The organism is Vibrio sp. McD22-P3 (assembly GCF_021568915.1).
Taxonomy (GTDB): domain Bacteria; phylum Pseudomonadota; class Gammaproteobacteria; order Enterobacterales; family Vibrionaceae; genus Vibrio; species Vibrio mediterranei.
Window position 1 is genome coordinate 1 of the sequence record NZ_JAKGTN010000037.1, and the last position, 24,169, is coordinate 24,169.

Consider the following 24,169-nt stretch of genomic DNA (forward strand, 5'->3'; position numbering starts at 1 on the left):
GTACTCAACGTGAGAAGTTGCGATTGTGATACCGCGCTCACGCTCTTCTGGAGCGTTATCGATAGATGCGAAGTCTTTCGCTTCACCGCCGTACACTTTTGCAAGAGTAGTACAGATTGCAGCTGTTAGAGTTGTTTTACCGTGGTCAACGTGGCCGATAGTACCAACGTTTACGTGCGGTTTCGTACGTTCAAATTTTTCTTTAGACATGAGTTGTCCCTCTAGGTACGGATTTAGGTGGCTTTGAAGACCACGCAACCAAAAAATCTTGGTAATAAAGCTTCTCTTAGCCTCTAAACATAGTTGAGGCAAAAGAAAGTATCAAAAGGAAATATTGCTTTGAGAGCTGGTGCTGATAGGCAGACTCGAACTGCCGACCTCATCCTTACCAAGGATGCGCTCTACCACCTGAGCTATATCAGCACTCTAAATGAGTTGGAGCGGGCAGCGGGAATCGAACCCGCATCATCAGCTTGGAAGGCTGAGGTAATAGCCATTATACGATGCCCGCAACACGTAACTCTGAGAGCTATTCCCTAAAGAATATGGTGGGGGGGGACGGATTCGAACCATCGAAGGCAGTGCCGGCAGATTTACAGTCTGCTCCCTTTGGCCACTCGGGAACCCCCCCAAATTTTACTTACCATTTTCGTCATCATTGCCCTAGGCAAAGTGAAAATGGTGCCGACTACCGGAATCGAACTGGTGACCTACTGATTACAAGTCAGTTGCTCTACCTACTGAGCTAAGTCGGCATAAGTGGAGCGCATTCTATTGAATGAATCTTGCTGATGCAACCGTTAAATCAAAAAAAATTTCGTTTTTTCACACATTCTTCCTTTTTGACGACTTTTTGTACACATTTCGGGGAATTACGCACGCTGTGTCGCATGAAATATTTGATTTATCCCTTTGTTCAGGTATGTTCAGCACTCTACGTGTATGGAAACCTTAAGTTAGGTGAGTTATGAGCCCTTTTATGTCATTTAGTCGCGAGCAGTGGTCTGCACTTCGCAACGCTGTCCCTATGACATTAACAGAAGATGATCTGAAAGAGCTTCAGGGTATTAATGAAAACCTGACGATACAGGAAGCCACTGATGTTTACTTGCCTCTTTCTCGTCTGCTTAACCTGTACGTTGCCGCGAGACAGAGTCGCAACTCCGTTCTTCAAGAGTTCTTGGGACAAAGTGACCATACGCCACCATTCATTATTGGTATTGCCGGTAGTGTTGCGGTCGGGAAAAGTACCACGGCTCGCTTGCTAAAAGCCTTGCTCAGTCGCTGGGAAAACCACCCTAAGGTAGAACTTATTACGACTGACGGTTTCCTTCATCCTAATAAGGTACTGTTGGAAAAAGGGTTAATGGCGAAAAAGGGCTTTCCCGAGTCCTATGATATGCGTCGCTTGGTGCAGTTTGTTTCCGATGTCAAAGCTTGTAAGCGTAACGTTGTCGCTCCCGTCTATTCACACTTAACTTACGATATTACTGATGAGCAGAAAGTCGTCGACCTACCTGACGTGCTAATCATCGAAGGTCTCAATGTCCTGCAAAGTGGCATGGACTACCCTCACGATCCACATCGCGTGTTTATCTCTGATTTTCTCGATTTTTCTTTGTACGTCGATGCAGATAGTGAGCGCATTGAAAACTGGTATGTGCAGCGCTTTATGAAATTCCGCCAAGGCGCCTTTACTAAGCCAGGCTCTTACTTCAGCCACTATACCCAGTTGAATGAACAAGAAGCGAAAACCAAAGCGAAGAATATTTGGGCATCGATTAATGGGATCAACTTAGTGCAGAATATCTTGCCAACCAAAGAGCGGGCTCAATTGATTTTACAGAAAGGTAAAGATCATAATGTTGAGACGGTTTATTTGAGGAAGTAGGCTGTTTTGATGAGGGGTTATGTGCGCCAAAGGTAGATCCCTGCCTACGCAGGGATGACAACATGCGGTGTGGTGACAATATCTAGTGTGGTAACAATATTTGATGCAGTGAGTGAAGTTGCTAAATTAGTGATAAGTTAAGCCACATCAGTTCAGTTTACGCAGAGAGATCTCACCACCAATAAATGGTTGAATGCCCGCTTCTGTTTCCAGTAAAACGGCGCCAGTGGCATCGATGCCGCGCACAATACCTTGAATGTCTCGATTGCCCATCACCAGACGAACTTCTCGATCCAAAAAGTTATCATGACGATTCCAACGTTCAACAAAACCGTGTAAGCCACACATTTCGTAATCTTCTAGAGCGTTCTGCCAAGCCTTGATAAAGGCCACCACCAAATCGTTACGGCTAAATGGTTTGTCTGCCACTTCATTGAGTGAGGTCCAAGGCTGATCGATGCCTTCTACTTGTTCACTCATATTTAGATTCATACCCATACCCATGACTAGGTTTGCCGCACCACCAGCTTGGCCTGACATTTCAACCAAAATGCCGGCTAACTTCTTGTCATTAAAATACAGGTCATTCGGCCATTTAAGTTTTACACCATCAATCCCAAGTTGTTCCAAGGCTTCAACTATCGCCACGCCAATCACCAGACTTAACCCCATCGCCGCTGCCATTCCTGCTTCTAACTTCCAATACATGGAGAGATAAAGGTTACTACCGAATGGTGATACCCATTGGCGGCCACGGCGGCCACGGCCTTTAGACTGGTACTCAGAAATGCACACCGCACCCGACTCTAAGCTGTTTTGTTTGTCGAGTAAGTATTGATTGGTAGAGTCGATAATAGGAATCAACTCAAATGGTGAGGTAACCGTTCGCGATAGTTTCTCTTTGGACAACAGTTCCATAGGGGCCGCTAGTTGATAGCCTTTTCCCTGAACGCGAAAGATATCAACCCCCCAATCACGAATGCCTTTAATGTGCTTACTTACAGCGGCACGAGAAATACCTAGCTGCTCACCCAACATCTCACCCGAATGAAATCCGCCTTGAGAAAGCTGCTCTAAAATCGCTAATTTCACATGATGCTCTCTCATAGTAGGTCCTTTAAATACACTTCTTGTTGAGCACCCATAAAGCGTACCTCATGCTCAAGCTCTACATTAAATTTCTTCAGCACACAGTCGCGGACATAAGCGGCAAGGTTAACAATATCCTCCGCCTTGGCATTATTGGCATTCACCAATACAAGAGCCTGTTTAGGATGCACCATGGCCCCACCCTGAGTATGCCCTTTCAGACCACACTGATCGATAAGCCAACCAGCAGCCAACTTCATCTTGTCACCCGATGGATAAGCCACTAGCGCTGGGTATTGCGCTTTGAGCGTTTCATACTGTTCGATACTGACAATCGGGTTTTTAAAGAAACTCCCAGCATTACCAGTCACAGTAGGATCAGGCAGTTTCTCTTTTCTCACTTTTACGACCACATCAAACACTTCTTTTGGCGTGGTTGTATCTGGGTCAAGAGACTGTAACGGACCATAACTTAATATAGGCTGCCATGTTTTATTTAGCTTAAGGCCAATGGCGGTCACGAGCGCCTTATCTTTCAGATCGTGCTTAAAAATGGAGTCACGATAACCAAAACGACATTGATTATTAGACAGCCGCTTTATGGTATAGCTGTCTAAACAAAGGTACTCCACATAATCACATACTTGCTGAAGCTCTATGCCATACGCACCAATATTCTGAATAGGTGCGCTACCAGCACAGCCAGGGATTAAAGCCAAATTTTCAACACCAGCGTAACCCTGCTCTACACACCATTCCACCAAACTCGGCCAGTCTTCACCCCCTGATACGTGCAAAAGATGTTCAGTCTCAGAGCTGGAGTACGAAATACCTTGCAATCGATTAATGATAACAACGCCCTGATAAGGCTCCGTAAATAACATGTTACTGCCCTTACCTAACATCAGTTTAGGTAGCGCTTGCCAGTCTGGGTTTTGGTAAATCGCAATTAGGTCGTCGACCGATTCAGCTTCTACTAGCACCTGACACTGCTGTGAGATACCAAAGGTGTGAAATGGGCGAAGTTGGGCATTGTTTTCAGTTTGCATGGGCATTCATTGATGGCTTACACTGCCGCTATTCTATCCTTTTGAAACGAGCATTGGCTATGGATACGTTAAAATTCGCTATGCTAGACCCCATTAAACTGCCGATTGCCAAAAAACTGTATAAAGCACACTACCCAGCTGGCAAACCAAAAAGTGATGAACGTATTCTCACTCTTAGCCAAGGCCACAGCCTCTGTGCCCTCGTACGATTTCGTACCATCGAGCAGTATCGATTGATGACCAGCATGCTGGTTCTTCCAGACTTCCGCCAACAAGGTATTGGTCATCATTTCATGGCACAACTGCGACAAAATGAGCTGACCAATAACGATTTTTGTTTTGCACTAGAACATTTACAGGGATTTTATGGACAACATGGCTTTAAAGTGATTACCCAAGAAGAGCTACCAGGTCCTCTTAAGCAACTGTTTTCTCGTTATATTCACGGCGGAAAAGCACTGGCAGCTATGCGATACATTGATCCCCGTTAAACTTATCAACGCTTTACTACCCATTTAGGGCAAGAGTTTGGTAAAATTCTAGGTTCGCAATTTTGCAATGACCAAAGGTACAGTCCCTCATATGATGGCTCTTAGGAACTCTTTTGAACAGCTTCCCTCAATCGCGCAGGATCCCAATGCACTGGATGTATTGTATTCCGCCAAAGATTATCGCGAGTATTTAATTCAAGCGATACGCGAAGCACAATCAAGAATCTACCTAGTCGCTTTGTATTTAGAAGATGATGACGCTGGACGCCAAATCCTGACTGAACTTTATCAAGCAAAGCAAAAGAATCCGGCTCTCGATATTGCCGTTTGTGTTGACTGGCACCGTGCACAACGTGGTCTGATTGGCGCAGACCAGTCTGATGGCAACGCAGTGATGTATCGCGAGTTTAGACAAAATCACGAGCATGCCGTTCCTGTTTACGGTATTCCAGTGCGCGGCAGAGAAGTATTTGGGGTCTTGCACCTTAAAGGCTTTATTATCGATGATAAAGTGATATACAGCGGCGCTAGTCTTAACAACATCTACTTAAATTACGATGAGCGTTACCGATTCGACCGCTACCATGTTCTGAACAACCCTGAACTAGCAAATAGTATGGCTCAGTTTGTTGCAAACGAACTGATTGCCAATCCTGCCGTCAACGACCTGTCATTGCCAGAAAAGCCAACGACAAAAGATATTAAGGCAGAAATCCGGCAGCTACGTGGTTCACTGTCTCAGGCACGTTATCAATTTAACGCTCAGCCGAGTAATGAGCACCAAGTAGCAGTGACACCTATTGTTGGTATTGGTAAGCGTCGTAACAAGCTTAACCAAAGCATCAATCAGCTATTAGCTAGTGCTAAAGACGAGATTTTTATTTGTACCCCTTATTTCAACTTCCCTAAGTCGGTAGCAAAAGAAATCAAGCGTGCCCTGAAACGCGGTGTTAAAGTGAAAATCGTGGTGGGTGATAAGACGGCGAACGATTTCTACATTTCTCCAGAGGAAGACTTCAAAACCATTGGTGGTTTGCCTTACCTCTATGAAATGAATCTGCGTCGCTTTGCTAAAGCTAACGAAGCACATATCGCGAGTCGCAACTTGTGCATTCGCCTATGGAAACATGATGACAACAGCTTCCACCTAAAAGGTATTTGGGTCGATAAGCGTTATATGCTGATTACAGGCAACAACCTAAATCCACGAGCTTGGAGCTTGGATTTAGAGAATGCCATTTTGATTCAGGATCATTACTCGCATCTTGTCGACAAGTTTGAGGCTGAGGTGGAAAACATCCTTGAACACACCCAGTTGATCTGTACCTATAAGCAGTTGGAAAAAGTGGAAAACTATCCAGCGCCTGTACAAAAATTGCTGAAGAAAATTACTCGAGTTCAAGCTGATAGAGTATTGAAACAGTTACTTTAAGTTATTCAACCTTTAGCGTCTTCGAAAAAGCAAACACAAAAAAACCAGCCTCGCGGCTGGTTTTTTTACATCTCACCTAAATCAATTAAGACTTAGCTTCGCGACTTGCACGCTTACGATCGCTTTCCGAAAGGAACTTCTTACGGATGCGGATGCTTTCAGGTGTTACTTCTACTAGCTCGTCATCATCGATGAACTCAAGTGCTTGCTCTAGAGTCATAATGATTGGCGGAGTAAGAACCTGTGCGTCATCAGTACCAGAAGCACGAACGTTAGTTAGCTGCTTACCTTTAAGCGGGTTTACCGTTAGGTCGTTGTCACGGCTATGGATACCGATAACCATGCCTTCGTAAACCTCAACACCGTGACCGATAAACATACGGCCGCGCTCTTGTAGGTTAAACAGTGCGTTCGTTAGTGCTTTACCAGCACCATTCGAGATAAGTACACCGTTTACACGCTGACCAATCTCACCGCCCTTGAATGGACCGTAGTGATCGAACGTGTGGTATAGAAGACCAGAACCAGACGTTAGTGTCATGAATTCAGTTTGGAAACCGATTAGACCACGAGATGGCATCATGAAGTCCATACGAATACGACCTTTACCATCTGGAGCCATGTCCGTTAGCTCACCTTTACGTAAGCCGATAGCTTCCATGATGCTACCTTGGTGCTCTTCCATTACGTCGATAGTTACAGTTTCGTAAGGTTCTTGCTTCTGACCATCTTCTTCTTTGATGATAACTTCAGGACGAGAAACCGCTAGCTCAAAGCCTTCACGACGCATGTTTTCGATCAGGATAGATAGGTGTAGTTCACCACGACCAGATACACGGAACTTATCTGGATCATCCAGTTGCTCAACGCGTAGTGCTACGTTGTGTACCAGTTCCTTCTCTAGACGCTCAAGGATGTTACGTGAAGTCACGAACTTACCTTCTTTACCTGCGAATGGAGACGTGTTTACTTGGAATGTCATGGTTACTGTTGGTTCGTCAACAGACAGTGCTGGTAGCGCTTCCACTTCACCCTGCGCACAGATAGTGTCAGAGATTTTTAGCTCGCCAAGACCAGTGATTGCGATGATATCGCCTGCAGTTGCTTGCTGAACTTCGTGACGCTCAAGGCCTAGGTAACCTAAAACTGTACCTACTTTACCGTTACGAGTCTTACCATCAGCACCGATAACCGTTACTTGTTGGTTCGGCTTAACCGTACCACGAGTCACACGGCCTACACCGATAACACCAACGTAAGAGCTATAGTCTAGCTGAGAGATCTGCATTTGCAGTGCACCCTCAGGGTCAACAGCAGGTGCTTCAACGTTATCAACGATAGCTTGGAACAATGGTTCCATGTTCTCGCCTTCTTCGCCTTCTTCCAACGTTGCCCAGCCGTTTAGCGCTGATGCGTAAACTACCTGGAAGTCTAATTGTTCGTCAGATGCACCTAGGTTGTCGAACAAGTCAAATACTTGGTCCATAACCCAATCAGGGCGAGCACCTGGGCGGTCGATTTTGTTGATAACAACAATAGGCTTAAGGCCATGTGCAAATGCTTTTTGCGTTACAAAGCGAGTTTGCGGCATCGGACCATCTACAGCGTCAACGATCAGCAGTACAGAGTCTACCATCGACATAATACGCTCAACTTCACCACCGAAGTCCGCGTGTCCCGGAGTATCTACGATGTTGATGCGGTGATCATTCCAGTTGATCGCTGTGTTTTTAGCAAGGATCGTGATACCACGTTCCTTTTCGATATCATTCGAGTCCATAACTCGCTCTTCAGTTTCACCGCGAGACTCTAGAGTACCGGATTGCTGAAGTAGCTTGTCAACAAGGGTAGTTTTACCGTGGTCAACGTGCGCGATAATCGCAATGTTTCTTAACTTATCAATCTGTGGAGTTGACATAGATTTCTTTCACTCAGTCAAGAGTCGCCGCACGATAGCCGCTGACTCGATTAAAAAAACGCCCGCAATATACCAGAAATTACGAGAGTTGTGATCTTCTTCGTTGAAATCTTGCTTAAACATAGTCGGTTTAAGCTAGTTTTGCCGTAAATATCGGGCGCTAGCGCCAAATTCACTATTTTAGCGCAGCCGATCTGCTCATCGTAGGATTGCAGTTGACACCGATTCAAAAACCATGCTGAATGTATGGCATCATTGATTCAACTTGGTGCAGAAATTTAACATTGCACCATAAAAGTGCATTCAATGATCATTTTGGTGCATCATCTTGCTCCATTATGATGAGTAATTTTGTAACACCATGAAAAATAACGGATTTATTTTTTGGCACGGTTTTAGCTTTAGTAAAATCAGCATCGATTAACGCACTTCAATAAGCAGACGTTAATCAATGCCGATTAGCACTAATCGAGTACTTAACCGCTTTAATAACACTGGAGGTTTTCCAAGATGTCAGTAGAAAATGTTCTATCGCTGATCCAAGAGAACGAAGTTAAATTCGTAGATCTACGCTTTACAGACACTAAGGGTAAAGAGCAGCACGTTTCTATCCCTGCACACCAAGTAGATGCAGACTTCTTTGAAGAAGGCAAAATGTTCGACGGTTCATCAGTTGCTGGTTGGAAAGGCATCAACGAATCAGACATGGTAATGATGCCTGACGCTGCAAGCGCAGTTCTAGACCCATTCACTGAAGATGCAACTCTGAACATTCGTTGTGACATCCTTGAGCCTGCAACAATGCAAGGCTACGACCGTGACCCACGTTCAATCGCTAAGCGCGCAGAAGACTACCTACGTTCTACTGGCATTGCAGATACTGTACTTGTTGGTCCAGAGCCAGAGTTCTTCCTATTTGACGATGTTAAATTCGCAACAGACATGTCTGGTTCATTCTTCAAGATTGACGACGTAGAAGCGGCTTGGAACACAGGCACTGACTTCGAAGGTGGTAACAAAGGTCACCGTCCAGGCGTTAAAGGTGGTTACTTCCCAGTAGCTCCAGTTGACTCTTCTCAAGATATCCGTTCTGCAATGTGTCTAGTTCTAGAAGAAATGGGTCAAGTTGTTGAAGCTCACCACCACGAAGTAGCAACAGCGGGTCAGAACGAAATCGCTACTCGTTTCAACACGCTAACGGCTAAAGCGGACGAAATCCAAGTTTACAAGTACGTTGTACACAACGTTGCTCACGCATTTGGTAAGACAGCGACATTCATGCCTAAGCCTCTAGTAGGTGATAACGGTTCTGGTATGCACGTTCACCAATCTCTAGCGAAAGACGGTGTTAACCTATTCGCTGGCGACAAGTACGGCGGCCTATCTGAAATGGCGCTTTACTACATCGGTGGTGTTATCAAGCACGCTAAAGCAATCAACGCATTTGCCAACGCATCAACTAACTCGTACAAGCGTCTTGTACCAGGCTTCGAAGCACCAGTTATGCTTGCTTACTCTGCACGTAACCGTTCTGCTTCTATCCGTATCCCAGTGGTACCAAGCCCGAAAGCGCGTCGTATCGAGCTACGTTTCGGTGACCCATCAGCAAACCCATACCTATGCTTTGCTGCAATGCTTATGGCTGGTCTTGACGGTATCAAGAACAAGATCCACCCAGGTGAAGCAATGGACAAAGACCTTTACGATCTACCAGCTGAAGAAGCTGCAGAGATCCCAACAGTGGCTTACTCACTAAAAGAAGCGCTAGAGTGTCTAGACGCTGACCGTGAGTTCCTAACTTCTGGCGGTGTATTCTCTGATGACTTTATCGATTCTTACATCGATCTTAAGTCTCAAGACGTAGAGAAAGTAAACATGACAACTCACCCACTTGAGTTCGAACTATACTACTCAGTATAATTCAAAGGTTTACAACCAATTATTAGGCTCGCCTCGCAGGCGGGCCTTTTTTATGTCCGTGTTATTTCTTGCAGCATTACCATCAGGACTCTCAAGTAAAGCAAGGTTCCGCTAACATGAAATCTGCCCTGATATTGATACTGTGTATCCTGAGTCCCCTATCTTGGAGTATAGAGATCTACACCTGGGTCGATGAAAAAGGTGTGCAGCACTTCAGTGATAATCCTGCTAACCCTCAATCGTCGTTAGTTGTGTTGCCTGACCCTCCCGCCCCTTACTCCAGCAATGACGTTTCCCCAGCAACAAATTCTTTCTCAGAAACGCCAACCCCCAAGCCTATCAGGCTAAAAGTCAGCATCCGCAATCCCACTCACGATGCCACCATTCGCAACAACGCTGGTAATTTCGATGTTATTGGTCACATAGATGGCAAGCTTCACGTCGCAGCCAAGCTGCAACTTCTTCTCGATGGCAAGGTATATGGTGCACCGAAAACTACTCCTCATTGGTCATTAACCGCCATTGACCGAGGAACTCACACCCTAACCATTCAAGCGCAACAAAACGGCAAGGTTATTGCATCGTCCAATACGATAACAGTGCATTTACATCGTGCATCGGTGCAATCGCCATAGCCATCAGCGTTTACGCTTTTACTCTATAAAAAATTGCGCCATACTTGGAATTATCAATGCACCATTTTAGTGCATAAACAAAAGACATTGCGTGCAGCGCACCATCATAGAGCAACGCAATGCAAAATCGATTAAGGATAGCGTGTGGCAAACTGTGAACTCACCAGTGCAATACTCAATAATGTGGTAACGGCGACCTTGATGCTCAATGAGGGATTAACAGTTCAATACGCTAACCCTGCCGCAGAGCAATTGTTCTCGCAAAGTTCCAAGAGACTGCTTAATTGCCACCTTTCTCAGTTTATTCAACACGCTTCTCTAGACTTGGCCTTGCTAACCCAACCTCTACAAAGTGGTCAAAGTATTACCGATAGCGATGTCACTTTAGTTGTTGATGGCAAACCGCTGTTATTAGAGGTGACTGTTAGCCCCTTATCTTGGAATAAGGAACTGATGCTTTTGGTGGAAATGCGTAAGATTGGTCAGCAAAAAAGGCTGACTCAGGAGCTCAACCAGCATGCCCAACAACAAGCTGCAAAGTTGCTGGTAAGAGGCCTCGCTCATGAGATAAAGAACCCGCTTGGTGGCCTGCGAGGTGCGGCACAACTTTTATCAAAGATGTTGCCTGACCCCTCACTTAATGAGTACACCAATATCATCATTGAACAAGCAGACCGATTAAGAGCGCTGGTCGATAGGCTTCTTGGACCACAACGTCCAGGAACGAAAAAAGAAGAAAATCTACACCTCATTTTAGAAAAGGTACGTCAGTTGGTAGAGCTTGATGCAGGAACCAGCCTGACCATAGAGCGAGACTATGACCCTAGTCTACCGCCGATCTTGATGGATACCGACCAAATCGAACAAGCGTTATTGAACATTACCAGTAATGCCGCGCAAATATTAAAACAACAAGATAATGGGCAAATCACCTTGCGCACGCGCACTGTGCATCAAGCCAATATTCATGGACAGCGCCATAAACTCGCTGCTCGGATAGAGATTATTGACAATGGCCCCGGCATTCCGGCCGAACTCCAAGATACGCTGTTCTACCCCATGGTAAGTGGCAGAGAAGGCGGAACGGGTCTTGGGCTGTCCATTTCGCAAAATTTGATCGACCAACATAATGGAAAAATAGATGTAGAAAGTTGGCCCGGTCGCACCATTTTTACTATTTATCTGCCTATTTAGCCTCAAGGAGAAAGAGGACTTAATATGGCTTGCTGTAAGGAAGTTTGGCTATGAGTAAAGGATATGTATGGGTCGTCGACGACGACAGCTCAATACGATGGGTAATGGATAAAACCCTTTCATCAGCAAATATCAAATGCGAGACATTTGCCGATGCAGAAAGCGTGCTAATGGCATTGGAGCGGGAAACACCGGATGTATTGGTGTCCGATATCCGTATGCCCGGTATTGACGGCATTGAACTGCTAAATCGAGTTCAAGAAAGCGCCCCAGATTTACCAGTCATCATAATGACCGCACACTCTGATCTCGATGCGGCGGTAAACGCCTACCAAAAAGGCGCCTTTGAGTATCTACCTAAGCCTTTTGATATCGATGAGACCCTCACTCTGGTCGAGCGCGCTATTACTCACAGCCTAGAGCAGAAAAGTGCTCTTTCACAGGAAGAGGTGATCGCAGCTGATGCACCGGAAATTATTGGTGAAGCGCCCGCTATGCAAGAAGTGTTTCGAGCGATTGGCCGTTTATCTCGTTCCTCCATTTCTGTACTCATTAATGGTGAATCAGGTACGGGTAAAGAGCTTGTCGCGCACGCCTTACATCGCCACAGCCCTCGCTCTAGCAAACCTTTTATCGCACTCAATATGGCGGCAATTCCCAAAGACCTTATCGAGTCAGAGCTATTTGGCCATGAGAAAGGTGCATTTACTGGTGCAAATAGCGTGCGCCAAGGACGTTTTGAACAAGCCAACGGCGGGACCTTATTCTTAGATGAGATTGGTGACATGCCATTGGATATTCAGACTCGATTGCTACGCGTCTTAGCCGATGGGCAGTTCTATCGTGTCGGTGGGCACTCTGCAGTCAAAGTGGATGTACGTATCGTCGCCGCGACTCACCAAAACCTCGAAAAGCTGGTGACCGAAGGCGAATTCCGTGAGGATTTATTCCATCGTCTTAACGTCATTCGTATCCATATCCCATCTCTTCGAGAACGTAAACAGGATATTGAAAAGCTGACATTGCATTTCTTGTCTTTAGCAGCAGAAGAACTCGGTGTGGAGACCAAGTCTCTTAATCCGGACACAGTGGATATCTTAAATAAGCTCGACTGGCCGGGAAATGTGCGCCAGCTTGAGAATACCTGTCGATGGCTCACAGTAATGGCCAGCGGTAGTGAAATTCTACCAAGTGATTTGCCTACCGAGTTATTAGAAGAGCCAAGACGCGTTACCGATATCGGTGCTGGGGATTGGCAGTCACTACTCTCTTCATGGGCTCAGCAGGCCCTTGAGTCTGGTGAGACAGAAATACTTAACCATGCACAACCGCAATTCGAGCGTATATTGCTTGAAGCTGCTCTCAGCCACACCAATGGCCATAAGCAAGATGCAGCGAAAGTGCTCGGCTGGGGACGGAATACTCTTACCAGAAAGCTAAAAGAACTCTACTAACAAAGTTCTTATTAGATCATCGACTTGACTAACCCACCGCCATTATTTAGGTCATTTAGTCTCAAATGACCTAAATAATTCTATCAATCGGCCGATTTATAACTATTGATTATTAATACGTTACGGCAAAGCCTCAGGCCTATCTGCGAGCTCGTTGCCACAAAACATCAGAGCATATGCCAGGTTTACTGAAAATCTCCTTCAAGAAAGCCCTAATCACACCATTTATTTTGGTGTTTCTGTGCTCGATCGGCACCATTTTATGGCTACAGAAAGAGCACTACGACGACCTTGCGCTGGAGATAAGTGAAAAGCAGCTTACTAGCTTAAGCTTCAACGTGATTCAGAGCTTAGATATCTATCTTGAAAGGCCGATGGCAGTGGCCGACGCATTAGCTCATGCGATTGAATACCATCAGCTGTATTCCGCCAATGATGCCCTAGCTATCGAAGATTATTTGCTGTCCAGTTTTAAATCCCTTCATACTGAGTTTTCGCAAATTGACTTATTGGGTTTTGGCGGCGAGTTAGGTGAATTCCTTGCCATACGAAATGCAAAGTCCATTCATACCCCAAACGGTTACTCTTTGATGGTAAAGGACGCGAATACTGGTGAGCAGCTTAATATCTACCAAGGTGAAAACCGACAGTCTCAAGTCATCGATACCATAAAACCTTATGACCCAAGATTGCGCCCTTGGTACCAGCCGATCAAAGAAAACCCAGTGGCTATGTGGTCAAAGCTGTATGCCAACGCCGACGCGGAACAAGAAGTGACAATTTCTGCTCTCGCTCCGGTATTTAGCTCAGACGGAGACATTCGAACCTTCGTTGGAGTGGCTGCTGTTGATGTACAGATCGATACTTTTAGTCTCTTTCTCAATGAATTAAAACACGCCCATAACGCGCAAGTCTTTATTATTGATAACCAGCGTCAGCTCATCGCACAAGCCGATGATGAATCGATTCTCGATGCTAACGGACAAAGGCTATCAATGGCTGACAGCTTGCATCCTGCTTTGACCTTTCTTGATCAAACTTTAGATAATACCGAACTGACTGAACCTCACTTATTCGCCTTTCCTTACCGGGGAGACACCCATTATGTGATGGTTAGTCATTATCAAACTAATACCAATTTAAGTTGGTACGTTGTGGTATCTATCTCCAATCACGCTCTGCTTGGCGATATACCCATGATTAGCAACCAAACGCTAATCGCGGGCTTGATTTTAGGCGTGCTGGGGTTACTTGTCGGTATCGTCATCATCAACCGACTGATTCTGCCTATGTCTGAAACCGCTGAGGCGGCAAAACAGATTTCTAATGGCTCTTGGGACTACCCATTACCCAAAAACAATCGTATCAAAGAGATCTCGCTGCTCGTAGAAAGCTTCTCCGCCATGCGCTCACACTTGCAAGCATCGTTTCATACTTTGCGAGAACAGCTCACCCGTGACAGCTTGACCAAGCTGTATAGCCGACAAGGCTTTATTGAGACCTGCAATGCAATGAAAAGCAACAGCGGCTGTATGATGCTGCTTGGTATTAATCAATTTAGAGATATCAATGACAGCTTAGGTCACCATCAAGGTGATATTTTACTCTCCGTCATTGCAGAGAGACTCAAAGCGTGGGTGTTGCTTGAAAATGGTGTGCTAGGGCGAGTTGCCGGTGACGAGTTTGCCATCTACCTACCTGATGTGAAGCCACAGCAACAGATGTGTTATCAACATCGAATTAGACAGATATTCAGCGCCCCCTTCGTGATGCAAGGTGAGCCATTAATGTTACAGGTCTCTATTGGTATCGCACCTATTACCGGAGAGGACACAACAGACACAACGCTGCGAAATGCAGGCATTGCCCATAGCCACGCAAAGTTTGATTGTCAGCGCTGCTGCATTTATACCCCCGACATGGCAGAGAGTTCGAAAAAGAAAACGCGCTTGTTAGCGACATTACGTCATGCCATTGATAACAATAAGTTTGAGGTGCATTTCCAACCCATAATTGAACTCGACAATGGCCAAACTTTAGGTGCTGAAGCTCTACTGCGACTTCGTGATGATGAAGGACAATTCATTTCTCCTTTGGATTTCATTCCTATTGCTGAAGGTTCGGGACTGATTAGCAGTATTGGTCGGATTATGGCAGAGAAAAGCCTCGAAACCGTTGTCAAAGCTATCAAACAACAACAGTTACCTGCGCACTTTCAATTGCACATTAATGTCTCAGTCATTGAATTAGCGAGCGCAAGCTATGTGGATGAATTGTCAGGACTGCTCAAACGAGCAGGTTTTCCGGCAAGTCAGCTTACTGTCGAAGTGACGGAATCGCGACTGGCTGACAATGATCCAATCACCCTTGGCAACCTCAGCAAAATTAGAGCGCTTGGCGTTAATATTGCTATCGACGATTTTGGTACTGGCTATTCTTCCCTCGCCTATCTCCACAAGCTGCCATTTAATAGCCTGAAGGTCGATAAAGCCTTTGTAGATAGACTGACTCCAGACAATGCTGAGCAGAGTGTTATTGCAGCAATCACTAAGCTATCAAGCAGCTTTGGGTTTACGCTTGTGGCCGAAGGGATTGAAACACCACTGCAAGCTAAGCTCGTTCATGACCTTGGCTGTCATCATGCACAGGGGTATTTGTATGGTCGACCGACACCGTTAGAACAATGGCCGCAGCTGGCTGCTACGACCAAAATGAAAAATTCGGTAGGTATTAAATAACGCGGGAGAACTGTTGCTGACGCGCTTTTTGACGCAGATATTTGTCAAAACACATGCAGATATTACGAATCAATAAACGACCACGCAGTGTCACTTCAATCGAATCGTCTGACACTGCAACTAATTCATCATCAATAAACGTTTGCAGCAATTTCATATCTTCAGCGAAATAGCTTGAGAAGCCAATGCCAAAGGTCTTTTCTATAAATGTTTTGTCGAGCTTGAAGTTACAGATAAGCTGCTTGATCACTTCACGGCGAATCAAGTCATCTTTATCAAGGACCACACCTTTCCACAGTGCATGTCTCAAATCATTCACTTGAGCGTAGTACTTTTTCAGCTCTTTCTGGTTTTGTGCGTAGCTGTCGCCAATCATAGAAATTGCAGAAACGCCAAAGCCAACTAGGTCGCAATCACCTTGCGTCGTGTAACCTTGGAAGTTTCGATGCAGCTCACCCGCACGCTGTGCAACCGCTAGTTCATCTTCAGGAAGAGCGAAGTGGTCCATACCGATAAACTGATAGCCTGCGCCAGTCAACGTCGCAATAGTATCTTGCAAGATCGCCATTTTTTCTTCAGCTTGAGGAAGATCCTCGTCTTTAATTTTACGCTGCGCGGCAAATAAGTTTGGCATGTGAGCATAGTTAAACACCGATAAACGTCCTGGACGCATGGTCAGAACCTGCTCAAGTGTCTCGGCAAAACGCTGTTTCGTTTGCTTCGGTAAACCATAGATAAGGTCGAGGTTGGTTGAACGGAAACCTAGTTGTTTGGCGCGCTCAGCCATGGCAAAGATAAACTCTTCATCTTGCTCACGATTCACCAGCTTTTGCACTTCTTTATTGAAGTCTTGAACGCCAATACTCAGGCGGTTAAAGCCTTCTGAGCGCAGATGGTCCAACATATCCAACTCAATTTCACGCGGGTCAACTTCGATACTGATCTCAGCACCTTCTTGGAAGAAGAACTCACCACGAAGAATTGCCATCAATCGACTGATCTGGCTTTTGGTTAGGAAGGTTGGCGTACCGCCACCAAAATGCAACTGAGTCACTTTACGACCCTGAAGCAATGATGCACGCTGACGAATTTCGTGTTCGATAACATCGAGATACTCATCGGCTTTGTGTGCATGACGGGTAATCACTTTATTACAGCCACAGTAATAGCAAAGCTTATGGCAGAACGGAATATGAACGTACAGCGATAGTGGACGTTCTGGATATTGAGTACACGCCATGTCGTAATCAGAGATGGTATAAGCTTCGTGGAACTCGACAGCGGTCGGATATGAGGTATAACGAGGACCCGAGTAGTTATACTTATCGAGAATCGCTTGATCCCAGACTATCTGTTGCTTAGTTTCTGATTGACTTTGAGACATGGTAATACTTCCAATAAACATGTGTTTCTTGACGCCCCAATCGCAACCTAACGAACGCAGATTGGCGGTGCGTCAACTAGGCGCTATTTTGCCACAGGAATATGACAGGGAGCGCCGTTAACTGCATTTTTGCTCAAATCGTCAACAAAAATGCTAGCTTGATCACTAGTCATGACCAACGAAACGAAAAGGCTATCCTACAAGCTTAATATCAATGGCATTGTTCAGTGGCTTAACCTTCTGCTGAAGGTCTTTGAGCTCTTCGATAATTGCGTCATTCAAACGCGCTTCTGCCTTCTGACGTGTAAGGTTATCCCGCATTCGGTCTTGCTTTTTCATCTCTTGTCGCGCATCACCGCGTGGCATATCTTTAACGATATGATATAGCTCAGAAGTCGCGGGATAGCTCTCATCAAAATCGACACGGTCATTACCTTGAACGTAGTCCATGATGTTGTAGAGTCTAATCGCCGCTTCTGATACATCACATTGCCCTTGAATCGTCGCTAAACAAATCGTATCGACACTTTCAAAAATGTTGGCATTTCGCTTTTGGATAGCCAAGTCGCGATGCTGCTGTTGCAACTCCTTTTGCTTTTTAAGTTGCAGTAGCAAATAGCCCGCATAACTAGCCAAGCCGACAATAATGATGGCACCAGCAATGGCTAACAGTGTGAAGGTATTCATCTGCTCTACCCTTATTAATCCTTGAATTGGTCGATGTCTAGCTCTTCAAATTGAGACAACAAATCAGCATCGCTGCTTGCTTTGCCCTTTGTCTGACGAGGCTCTTCAGCTATAGATGATTCAAACTCATCTTCGGTCTCTGGTTCCATTAGGCCAAGACGGTTCATCAGTACTTCAATTCGGTCAAGTTTCTCGTCAACGTATTTTTGCAGACCTGCACCCAAGTTTTCACCGCTTTCAATACGATCAAGCAATACGTTAAGCTGTGCATCATTTTCGAGCATTTCAAGTTCTTGCTCAGCAGATAAACGACGCTCTTGTTTACTTGGCTTTTTCTTATCATCAACGATAAGTGGGATTTTTTTCTTGCTACCTAAACGCGGGTCTAGCTTTGCTGCGCTGCCTGCCTGTTTGGTTTTTGAGCCTTCTGAATGACGACTGCCAGACTTCTGGCCTTTGCGCTTTTTCAAACGCTTGCGTAAGCGACCTTCCACATCCGATTCAGTGCGGTTGCGTGTAACAATAACAGGCTCTGGATTCGCGCCTGGTTTTCTCGATTTTTTCTTACGACTCATTACGTAAGCTTCCTCAGTAAAATGACATCATTACCAATGAATTCTAACTCCAGCCCATCTCTTTGTGCCAAATACACAAAGGTGGCTCGACTAAAGAATACAACGTGGGTTTGGTCGTTCTTGTAGTGCCATTTGGCAAAGGCATCCACATCAACCACCATTTTAGTCATTAAGCCTAACCATCCCGCAGGCTTAATGAGCGATAACCATTGTTGCCAAACTAAGTCTGGCTCATACAAGTGCTCAATAACTTCCGTTGCTGTGACGAAGTCATAGCTATTATCTAATACCGAACTCTCTGGATAATAGTACAAATCATACAGCGACATGTCATAGCCTTGCTCTTCGAACATCAAAGACAAGGTTGGGCCCGGGCCACAGCCAAAATCGAGACCTTTTGAGCCTTGTGATAATCGTTCTTGTAGTGGTGAAACTAGTCGAGATAAAAAACGTCGATAGCCAGCATCACTAGGATCATTGATATGAAGGTCATAAATCGCTTTTTCCGCGCTCGCATCAAGTCGTTGCTGCCTTGGTACAAACACCAACTGACAGGAACCACACTGCAAATAATCTCGCTTCTTATCGCTGTGATAATGGTGTACCGAAAGTCCCGCACACAGTGGGCAAGCTTCCACAATTTATCTCCTGAACGATACAAGGGTGCGAAACATACCAGAAAGTGAGCACGGTGGGGAGTGGAGACGGGTATTTTTTCTACAATTTCATCAAAAACGCGTAGAATTTAAGGCAGAGAAGTCGTTTGCTTATCTGCCTTAGTGCTATTACATCCAATCAGTGTTGCGAATAATACCAACCGCAACCCCTTCAATAGCAAGGTGCTGAGCAGTTAGATCGACTTCAATCGGAGAAAATTCTTCGTTTTCTGCATGCAGCAATACGGTCGCGCCTTTGCGTTCAAGTCTTTTTACCGTCACATCGTCATCGACACGTGCAACCACCACTTGTCCATCACGAACATCCTGTGTTTTATGTACCGCAAGTAGGTCACCATCCATAATACCGATGTCCTTCATACTTTCGCCATTAACACGCAGCAGAAAATCAGCTTGTGGTTTAAACATGCTCGGATCAACTTGGTAGTGTGCTTCAACATGCTCTTGCGCCAAAATAGGCTCACCCGCAGCAACTTGACCAATCAATGGCAGGCCAGCGTCTTCGTTCGCTGCATCTTCAAGCAGAATACGAATGCCTCGAGATGCACCAGGGATAATTTCAATGGCTTTTTTACGTGCTAGAGCTTTTAGGTGTTCTTCTGCCGCATTCGCAGAGCGGAAACCCAACTCTTTCGCGATCTCGGCACGAGTAGGTGGCATACCTACATCGTCTATTTTGCTTTTGATTAAATCAAAAACTTGCTGTTGTCGTGGCGTTAGCGGCTTCATAATTCACCTGTCTGTTTATACAGTTAACTGTAAGTATATCCAGTAATGGTTTAATTGCAAAGACAATTGGTTGTTTTTTTAGCGGCTTAACACCATATCTAACTCAGACAGAGCAAAAAACACCGAATTAGGATGTAACGAGTTTTTTCATTAAAAGGTAAGACCAGTTTCTGGTATGCTTGCACCGCTCTAAATATAGTGCCTAGGATTAACACACTACAATTCATAGTATGTGTGCTTCTCAGGCATTGTTTCTTTCGAACAAATTGAGGCTGTGAACCTTTATGTCTTCAGGACAATCACTGTTCCGTTCCTTTCTTAAACTGCCAATGTCGGTATTGGTAAAAGGGACGGCGATTCCATCTAACCCTATCGAAGACCACAATATCGATGCAACGAAACCTGTGGTGTACGCCCTTCCGTTTAGCTCCAATGTCGATCTGCTCGCATTACAAGAGCAAGCCTTGGCCGTTGGGTTACCGGATCCATTAGAGCCTATCGTGCTCAATGGAGAAGAGCGTAGTCGCTTTGTCTTCATCGCCTCAAGACCAACTCTCATTAGTAGCGACCAGAACGTTCCGAACGAATCCATCGCACTGTTTTCTGACTTACTTAAAGAGCACGAGAAAGACCGTGAACTTGATGTTCAGGTTATTCCGACCACCGTTCTTTGGGGCCGTAAACCTGGTAAAGAAGAAACACCAAAGCCTTACCTGCAACCGATGAACGGTCTGCAAAAAGCCTTCGCGGTTATTGCTTCAGGTCGGGACTGCATGGTGCGCTTTAGCCCAGTAGTGTCGCTACGCTATATGGCAGATTCACATGGCACGGATGAATCTATCGCTCACAAACTGGCGCGTGTAGCCCGTATCCACTTCTCAAGACAGAAGTTCGCTGCCTCTGGCCCTAACCTGCCAAACCGCCAAGTACTATTCCATCGTTTACTCAACTCCCAAGTGATTGAGCAAGCGATCACAGACTACGCGCAAGCTAACGATATTAGTGAACAAAAAGCACGCAAAGAAGCTCATCAAATCATGGATGAAATTGCTGCTGACTTCTCATATAAGCTGATAAAAAGTGGCGACCATATCCTTCATTGGCTGTGGAACAAACTCTATCAAGGCATCAACGTCAATAACGCTTCTACCGTGCGCCGTTTAGCGCAAGACGGTCATGAAATTGTTTATGTACCTTGTCACCGTAGTCATATGGACTATCTATTATTGTCCTATGTTCTTTACCGTGAAGGCATGGTACCACCGCACATTGCTGCGGGTATTAACCTCAATTTCTTCCCAGCAGGGCCTATTTTCCGTCGTGGTGGCGCGTTCTTTATTCGCCGCAGTTTCAAGGGAAATAAGCTTTATTCGACGATTTTCCGCGAATATTTGGCAGAGTTATTTGCCAAAGGCTATTCCGTTGAATATTTCAGCGAAGGCGGTCGTTCACGTACTGGCCGTTTACTGCAAGCAAAAACCGGCATGCTGGCAATGACGATTCAAGCGATGTTACGCGGCCTCAACCGCCCTGTCACTCTAGTTCCCGTGTACATTGGTTATGAACATGTGATGGAAGTGAGCACCTACGCCAAAGAGCTACGTGGTAAGCGCAAAGAAAAAGAGAATGCAGGCCAAGTAATCAAGACCATTCGTAAACTGCGCAACTTTGGTCAAGGCTATGTGAACTTTGGTGAGCCAATTCCACTCAATCAATATCTCAATGAAGCCGCGCCAAACTGGACGCAAGACATTGATCCAATGGGCACCAGTAAACCACAGTGGTTGGTACCTGCAGTAAACGATCTTGCGACCAAGATGATGACTAACATTAACGATGCTGCGGCAACTAATGCATTAACGCTGTGTGCCACAGCCTTGCTTGCCTCACGTCAACGGGCGTTATCTCGTGACAGCTTGGTGTCACAGATTGATTGTTATCTGTCGCTGCTTAAGCATGTTCCTTATTCACAAACTAGCACGCTGCCTAACGATTCAGCAGAAGAATTGGTAGCTCACGCCGAGTCATTGGACAAGTTTGTCATTGAATCTGATACCTTAGGTGACATTATTTCCCTAGATCGTCACCAGTCGATTCTGATGACCTACTATCGCAACAACATCATCCACTTGTTTGCATTGCCATCTTTGATTGCACAAATGTTGATTCGCCAACATAAATTGTCACTTGAAGCTATCAAGTACAATGTGGAAAAGCTATATCCTTTCCTCAAGAAAGAGCTGTTCTTGAATCTAGACCAGGCAGAGTTGGAACAGGCCGTTGACGGCATCGTTGTAGAACTTGAGCGCCAGCAACTGGTTGTAGTGGAACAAGGTTTTGTCTCAATGAACCAATCCAACACTCAAACCTTGATGTTACTAGGTAGAACGATTTCCGAGACGCTTCAACGTTATGCGATTTCACTTAACCTACTGGCCAGCTACCCTGAGCTAGGCAAGAGTGATTTGGAGCAGAAGAGCCAAGAAATTGCCCAGCGTCTTGGTCGTCTTCATGGCATTAATGCTCCGGAGTTCTTTGATAAAGGAGCCTTTGCAGCTCTGTTCAGCACCCTGAAGGAACAAGGCTACCTTGACGTAGAAGGTAACTGTGATAGCGCCGCTACCGAAACGTTAGCTAGCCTGCTATACAGCTTGCTCTACCCTGAGGTGAGATTAACTATTCAGGAGAGTGTGCATCAAAGCGATGTAGAAAATGCTATAGAAGAAGCACCTACTTCTGAGTAAATCCCATAAATAACAAAGGCGCTATTCAATAGCGCCTTTGTTTTATTCTCTATCTTGCTACGGCCAAAATGCTACTAGCAAACCGATCGTCACCACCATGCCTACATAGTTGTTATTGAGGAAAGCTTGGAAGCACGGCATTCGCTCACGCTGTCTAATGAGCCATTGTTGATAAACAAACAATGCCCCAGCCACCAGCAAGCTCCAATAATAACTCGCACCGAGTTCATACCATCCACCCAATGTGTACAGCATAAGTAACGTGGCAAACTGCAATAAACCAATGATGAGTTTGTCACGGCGACCAAACAAGATTGCCGTCGATTTGATCCCTACTTTTAAGTCATCGTCACGATCAACCATGGCGTATTGAGTATCATAGCCAATGGTCCAAAGGGCATTAATCACAAAGACAAACCAAACCATAGGTGGCAGCTCATTTGCTTGTGCAGCCCACGCCATCGGAATCGACCAACTGAAAGCCAGTCCTAAAAACAATTGCGGTAGATGGGTATAGCGCTTCATAAATGGATAAATAAACGCTAAAAATAGTCCAACAAACGACAGCTGTATCGTCAGAGTATTCATCGTCAATACAAGGATAAACGACGCAATAGCGAGGAAAAGGAACAGCGCTATAGCTTCTCTTGATGACACCAAACCTGCTGGAAGCGGTCTAAGTTTGGTGCGTTCTACATGACCATCCACCTTGCGATCTGCAAAGTCGTTAATCACACAACCTGCACTGCGCATCATGATCACCCCCAATGAGAAGACCACTAATACATGCAAATCTGGTATCCCTTCGGCCGCAAGAATCAGCGCCCAAAGTGTTGGCCAGAGCAGCAGTAACGAGCCGATGGGTTTGTCCATTCGCATTAACTGCCAATAGGCTTTTGCCTTTGCCGAGGTCATTATTCACTCTCCATGTTATAGACCGGCGAGTCGGGAAGAAAAAGCTCCGCGACCAATATTGGATGTCCTGAGACCCACAAACGAGAACGACGAGCAAACAAGTCCCCTTGCGGAGTCGAGATCATAGCCACTTGCAGTGCATCACGCTTAGTATCTGAGCTTGAAAACACGGTGACCCCAATAGGTACAGTTCCTTGTTGTGAAATGTCGTATTGGCTTCTATCCATGGCATCGAGCGACATCAATGTGCGACCGATGACCCAAGGCACATCATCGCCTGATAGCACCACCTCTCGTAGCCAGCAGGCTTCGTGATCAAGTAACTCCACTTCTTCATGTGACATGCATTGTGGAGTACTGGCTTCGTTGCGCACCACTTCTACTGCGAAGTGATCACAATGAGCACTTAATTTATGTGACAAAGAGCCCTGCTCTGTTAACCATTGCAAGACATTATCATTGGTAAATCGAAACTGTTCTGGAGATTGCCATTGAGCATGGCTTAATACTTTCAGATAATCGAAAACTGAATCATTCATTTTGCTATTCAATAACACGCGCTTAAGGCGTACAATCATTATTCTTCTGAATGGCGTATTGTACCACTCGAAGAGGCCATAAACTCTAGTTGTATCGTGCTATTGTAA

20 protein-coding genes and 4 tRNA genes are annotated in these 24,169 nt (G+C 45.4%); 9 read left to right on the top strand and 15 right to left on the bottom strand.

From position 1 onward, the window contains the following. From L2W36_RS26000 to L2W36_RS26020, 5 genes are all read right to left on the bottom strand, one after another. The coding region (locus tag L2W36_RS26000; protein ID WP_236111966.1) for a GTP-binding protein at nucleotides 1-210 on the bottom strand (210 nt) is incomplete at its 3' end. Nucleotides 211-347: 137 nt separating this feature from the next. Continuing rightward, nucleotides 348-423 (bottom strand) — tRNA-Thr (locus L2W36_RS26005). Between the two features lie 13 nt (nucleotides 424-436). Next, nucleotides 437-511: transfer RNA gene (locus L2W36_RS26010), tRNA-Gly, on the bottom strand. A 35-nt stretch (nucleotides 512-546) separates the two neighbouring features. Beyond that, a tRNA-Tyr gene (locus L2W36_RS26015) sits at nucleotides 547-631 on the bottom strand. A 48-nt stretch (nucleotides 632-679) separates the two neighbouring features. Further along, nucleotides 680-755, bottom strand: a tRNA-Thr gene (locus tag L2W36_RS26020). 212 nt (nucleotides 756-967) lie between these two features. On the opposite strand from L2W36_RS26020, the gene coaA reads away from it, so the two are divergent. Continuing rightward, a complete protein-coding gene (coaA, locus tag L2W36_RS26025) occupies nucleotides 968-1,891 on the top strand; it encodes a type I pantothenate kinase (RefSeq protein WP_006074988.1) in 924 nt (307 codons plus the stop codon). Nucleotides 1,892-2,038: 147 nt separating this feature from the next. Here coaA and birA read toward each other — a convergent pair whose 3' ends face one another. Together birA and murB are read right to left on the bottom strand one after the other, a co-directional pair. Beyond that, nucleotides 2,039-2,998 (bottom strand): bifunctional biotin--[acetyl-CoA-carboxylase] ligase/biotin operon repressor BirA, encoded by a 960-nt coding sequence (gene birA, locus L2W36_RS26030; RefSeq protein WP_006074987.1) that lies wholly within the window; start codon nucleotides 2,996-2,998, stop codon nucleotides 2,039-2,041. After that, complete coding sequence (murB, locus tag L2W36_RS26035) at nucleotides 2,995-4,029, bottom strand: UDP-N-acetylmuramate dehydrogenase (protein ID WP_236111967.1); 1,035 nt, start codon at nucleotides 4,027-4,029, stop codon at nucleotides 2,995-2,997. The genes birA and murB overlap by 4 nt, the downstream gene beginning before the upstream one ends. Nucleotides 4,030-4,088: 59 nt before the next feature. Between murB and L2W36_RS26040 the strand changes: the two genes are divergently transcribed. After that, nucleotides 4,089-4,520 (top strand): GNAT family N-acetyltransferase, encoded by a 432-nt coding sequence (locus L2W36_RS26040; RefSeq protein WP_236111968.1) that lies wholly within the window; start codon nucleotides 4,089-4,091, stop codon nucleotides 4,518-4,520. Between the two features lie 91 nt (nucleotides 4,521-4,611). Next, the gene (gene pssA, locus L2W36_RS26045) at nucleotides 4,612-5,952 is read left to right on the top strand and encodes a CDP-diacylglycerol--serine O-phosphatidyltransferase (RefSeq protein ID WP_038223155.1); all 1,341 of its coding nucleotides are present in this window, start codon (nucleotides 4,612-4,614) and stop codon (nucleotides 5,950-5,952) included. Between the two features lie 85 nt (nucleotides 5,953-6,037). Here pssA and typA read toward each other — a convergent pair whose 3' ends face one another. Then, on the bottom strand, nucleotides 6,038-7,870 hold the full coding sequence (typA, locus tag L2W36_RS26050) for a translational GTPase TypA (RefSeq protein WP_006074982.1): 1,833 nt from the start codon (nucleotides 7,868-7,870) through the stop codon (nucleotides 6,038-6,040). A gap of 510 nt (nucleotides 7,871-8,380) precedes the next feature. On the opposite strand from typA, the gene glnA reads away from it, so the two are divergent. The 5 genes from glnA to L2W36_RS26075 all read left to right on the top strand — a co-directional run bounded on the left by glnA (nucleotide 8,381) and on the right by L2W36_RS26075 (nucleotide 15,811). After that, the gene (gene glnA, locus L2W36_RS26055) at nucleotides 8,381-9,790 is read left to right on the top strand and encodes a glutamate--ammonia ligase (protein ID WP_006074981.1); all 1,410 of its coding nucleotides are present in this window, start codon (nucleotides 8,381-8,383) and stop codon (nucleotides 9,788-9,790) included. Between the two features lie 116 nt (nucleotides 9,791-9,906). Beyond that, the gene (locus L2W36_RS26060; protein WP_236111969.1) at nucleotides 9,907-10,425 is read left to right on the top strand and encodes a DUF4124 domain-containing protein; all 519 of its coding nucleotides are present in this window, start codon (nucleotides 9,907-9,909) and stop codon (nucleotides 10,423-10,425) included. Nucleotides 10,426-10,569: 144 nt separating this feature from the next. Next, nucleotides 10,570-11,619 (top strand): nitrogen regulation protein NR(II), encoded by a 1,050-nt coding sequence (glnL, locus tag L2W36_RS26065; protein ID WP_062463174.1) that lies wholly within the window; start codon nucleotides 10,570-10,572, stop codon nucleotides 11,617-11,619. A gap of 50 nt (nucleotides 11,620-11,669) precedes the next feature. After that, nucleotides 11,670-13,073, top strand: a complete 1,404-nt coding sequence (gene glnG / locus L2W36_RS26070; RefSeq protein ID WP_006074978.1) for a nitrogen regulation protein NR(I) — start codon at nucleotides 11,670-11,672, stop codon at nucleotides 13,071-13,073. A gap of 176 nt (nucleotides 13,074-13,249) precedes the next feature. Beyond that, the gene (locus L2W36_RS26075) at nucleotides 13,250-15,811 is read left to right on the top strand and encodes a bifunctional diguanylate cyclase/phosphodiesterase (RefSeq protein WP_236111970.1); all 2,562 of its coding nucleotides are present in this window, start codon (nucleotides 13,250-13,252) and stop codon (nucleotides 15,809-15,811) included. Here L2W36_RS26075 and hemN read toward each other — a convergent pair. The 5 genes from hemN to lexA all read right to left on the bottom strand — a co-directional run bounded on the left by hemN (nucleotide 15,804) and on the right by lexA (nucleotide 19,863). Beyond that, nucleotides 15,804-17,195, bottom strand: a complete 1,392-nt coding sequence (gene hemN, locus L2W36_RS26080) for an oxygen-independent coproporphyrinogen III oxidase (RefSeq protein ID WP_038223144.1) — start codon at nucleotides 17,193-17,195, stop codon at nucleotides 15,804-15,806. The genes L2W36_RS26075 and hemN overlap by 8 nt on opposite strands. Before the next feature lie 192 nt (nucleotides 17,196-17,387). Then, nucleotides 17,388-17,882 carry a DUF2489 domain-containing protein gene (locus tag L2W36_RS26085; protein ID WP_006074975.1) on the bottom strand — a complete coding sequence of 165 codons (495 nt, stop codon included), beginning with the start codon at nucleotides 17,880-17,882 and terminating at the stop codon, nucleotides 17,388-17,390. 14 nt (nucleotides 17,883-17,896) lie between these two features. Beyond that, a complete protein-coding gene (gene yihI, locus L2W36_RS26090) occupies nucleotides 17,897-18,457 on the bottom strand; it encodes a Der GTPase-activating protein YihI (RefSeq protein ID WP_236111971.1) in 561 nt (186 codons plus the stop codon). Then, entirely contained in the window at nucleotides 18,457-19,095 is a 639-nt protein-coding gene (locus L2W36_RS26095) for a class I SAM-dependent methyltransferase (protein WP_031493661.1), read from the bottom strand. The genes yihI and L2W36_RS26095 overlap by 1 nt, the downstream gene beginning before the upstream one ends. A 147-nt stretch (nucleotides 19,096-19,242) precedes the next feature. After that, entirely contained in the window at nucleotides 19,243-19,863 is a 621-nt protein-coding gene (gene lexA, locus L2W36_RS26100) for a transcriptional repressor LexA (protein ID WP_006074971.1), read from the bottom strand. A 284-nt stretch (nucleotides 19,864-20,147) separates the two neighbouring features. On the opposite strand from lexA, the gene plsB reads away from it, so the two are divergent. Beyond that, entirely contained in the window at nucleotides 20,148-22,607 is a 2,460-nt protein-coding gene (plsB, locus tag L2W36_RS26105; RefSeq protein ID WP_236111972.1) for a glycerol-3-phosphate 1-O-acyltransferase PlsB, read from the top strand. Nucleotides 22,608-22,664: 57 nt separating this feature from the next. Here plsB and ubiA read toward each other — a convergent pair whose 3' ends face one another. Then, the gene (ubiA, locus tag L2W36_RS26110) at nucleotides 22,665-23,522 is read right to left on the bottom strand and encodes a 4-hydroxybenzoate octaprenyltransferase (RefSeq protein ID WP_006074968.1); all 858 of its coding nucleotides are present in this window, start codon (nucleotides 23,520-23,522) and stop codon (nucleotides 22,665-22,667) included. After that, the gene (locus tag L2W36_RS26115) at nucleotides 23,522-24,061 is read right to left on the bottom strand and encodes a chorismate lyase (protein ID WP_031494467.1); all 540 of its coding nucleotides are present in this window, start codon (nucleotides 24,059-24,061) and stop codon (nucleotides 23,522-23,524) included. Before L2W36_RS26115 ends, ubiA begins: the two co-directional genes overlap by 1 nt. Between the last annotated feature and the right edge of the window lie 108 nt (nucleotides 24,062-24,169).

Bases quoted from the DNA above. Each gene is read 5' to 3' on its own strand.
- coaA (WP_006074988.1), top strand. From the start codon at position 968: ATGAGCCCTTTTATGTCATTTAGTCGCGAGCAGTGGTCTGCACTTCGC.
- birA (WP_006074987.1), bottom strand. From the start codon at position 2,998: ATGAGAGAGCATCATGTGAAATTAGCGATTTTAGAGCAGCTTTCTCAA.
- murB (WP_236111967.1), bottom strand. From the start codon at position 4,029: ATGCAAACTGAAAACAATGCCCAACTTCGCCCATTTCACACCTTTGGT.
- L2W36_RS26040 (WP_236111968.1), top strand. From the start codon at position 4,089: ATGGATACGTTAAAATTCGCTATGCTAGACCCCATTAAACTGCCGATT.
- pssA (WP_038223155.1), top strand. From the start codon at position 4,612: ATGATGGCTCTTAGGAACTCTTTTGAACAGCTTCCCTCAATCGCGCAG.
- typA (WP_006074982.1), bottom strand. From the start codon at position 7,870: ATGTCAACTCCACAGATTGATAAGTTAAGAAACATTGCGATTATCGCG.
- glnA (WP_006074981.1), top strand. From the start codon at position 8,381: ATGTCAGTAGAAAATGTTCTATCGCTGATCCAAGAGAACGAAGTTAAA.
- L2W36_RS26060 (WP_236111969.1), top strand. From the start codon at position 9,907: ATGAAATCTGCCCTGATATTGATACTGTGTATCCTGAGTCCCCTATCT.
- glnG (WP_006074978.1), top strand. From the start codon at position 11,670: ATGAGTAAAGGATATGTATGGGTCGTCGACGACGACAGCTCAATACGA.
- L2W36_RS26075 (WP_236111970.1), top strand. From the start codon at position 13,250: ATGCCAGGTTTACTGAAAATCTCCTTCAAGAAAGCCCTAATCACACCA.
- hemN (WP_038223144.1), bottom strand. From the start codon at position 17,195: ATGTCTCAAAGTCAATCAGAAACTAAGCAACAGATAGTCTGGGATCAA.
- L2W36_RS26085 (WP_006074975.1), bottom strand. From the start codon at position 17,882: ATGAATACCTTCACACTGTTAGCCATTGCTGGTGCCATCATTATTGTC.
- yihI (WP_236111971.1), bottom strand. From the start codon at position 18,457: ATGAGTCGTAAGAAAAAATCGAGAAAACCAGGCGCGAATCCAGAGCCT.
- lexA (WP_006074971.1), bottom strand. From the start codon at position 19,863: ATGAAGCCGCTAACGCCACGACAACAGCAAGTTTTTGATTTAATCAAA.
- plsB (WP_236111972.1), top strand. From the start codon at position 20,148: ATGTCTTCAGGACAATCACTGTTCCGTTCCTTTCTTAAACTGCCAATG.
- ubiA (WP_006074968.1), bottom strand. From the start codon at position 23,522: ATGACCTCGGCAAAGGCAAAAGCCTATTGGCAGTTAATGCGAATGGAC.
- L2W36_RS26115 (WP_031494467.1), bottom strand. From the start codon at position 24,061: ATGAATGATTCAGTTTTCGATTATCTGAAAGTATTAAGCCATGCTCAA.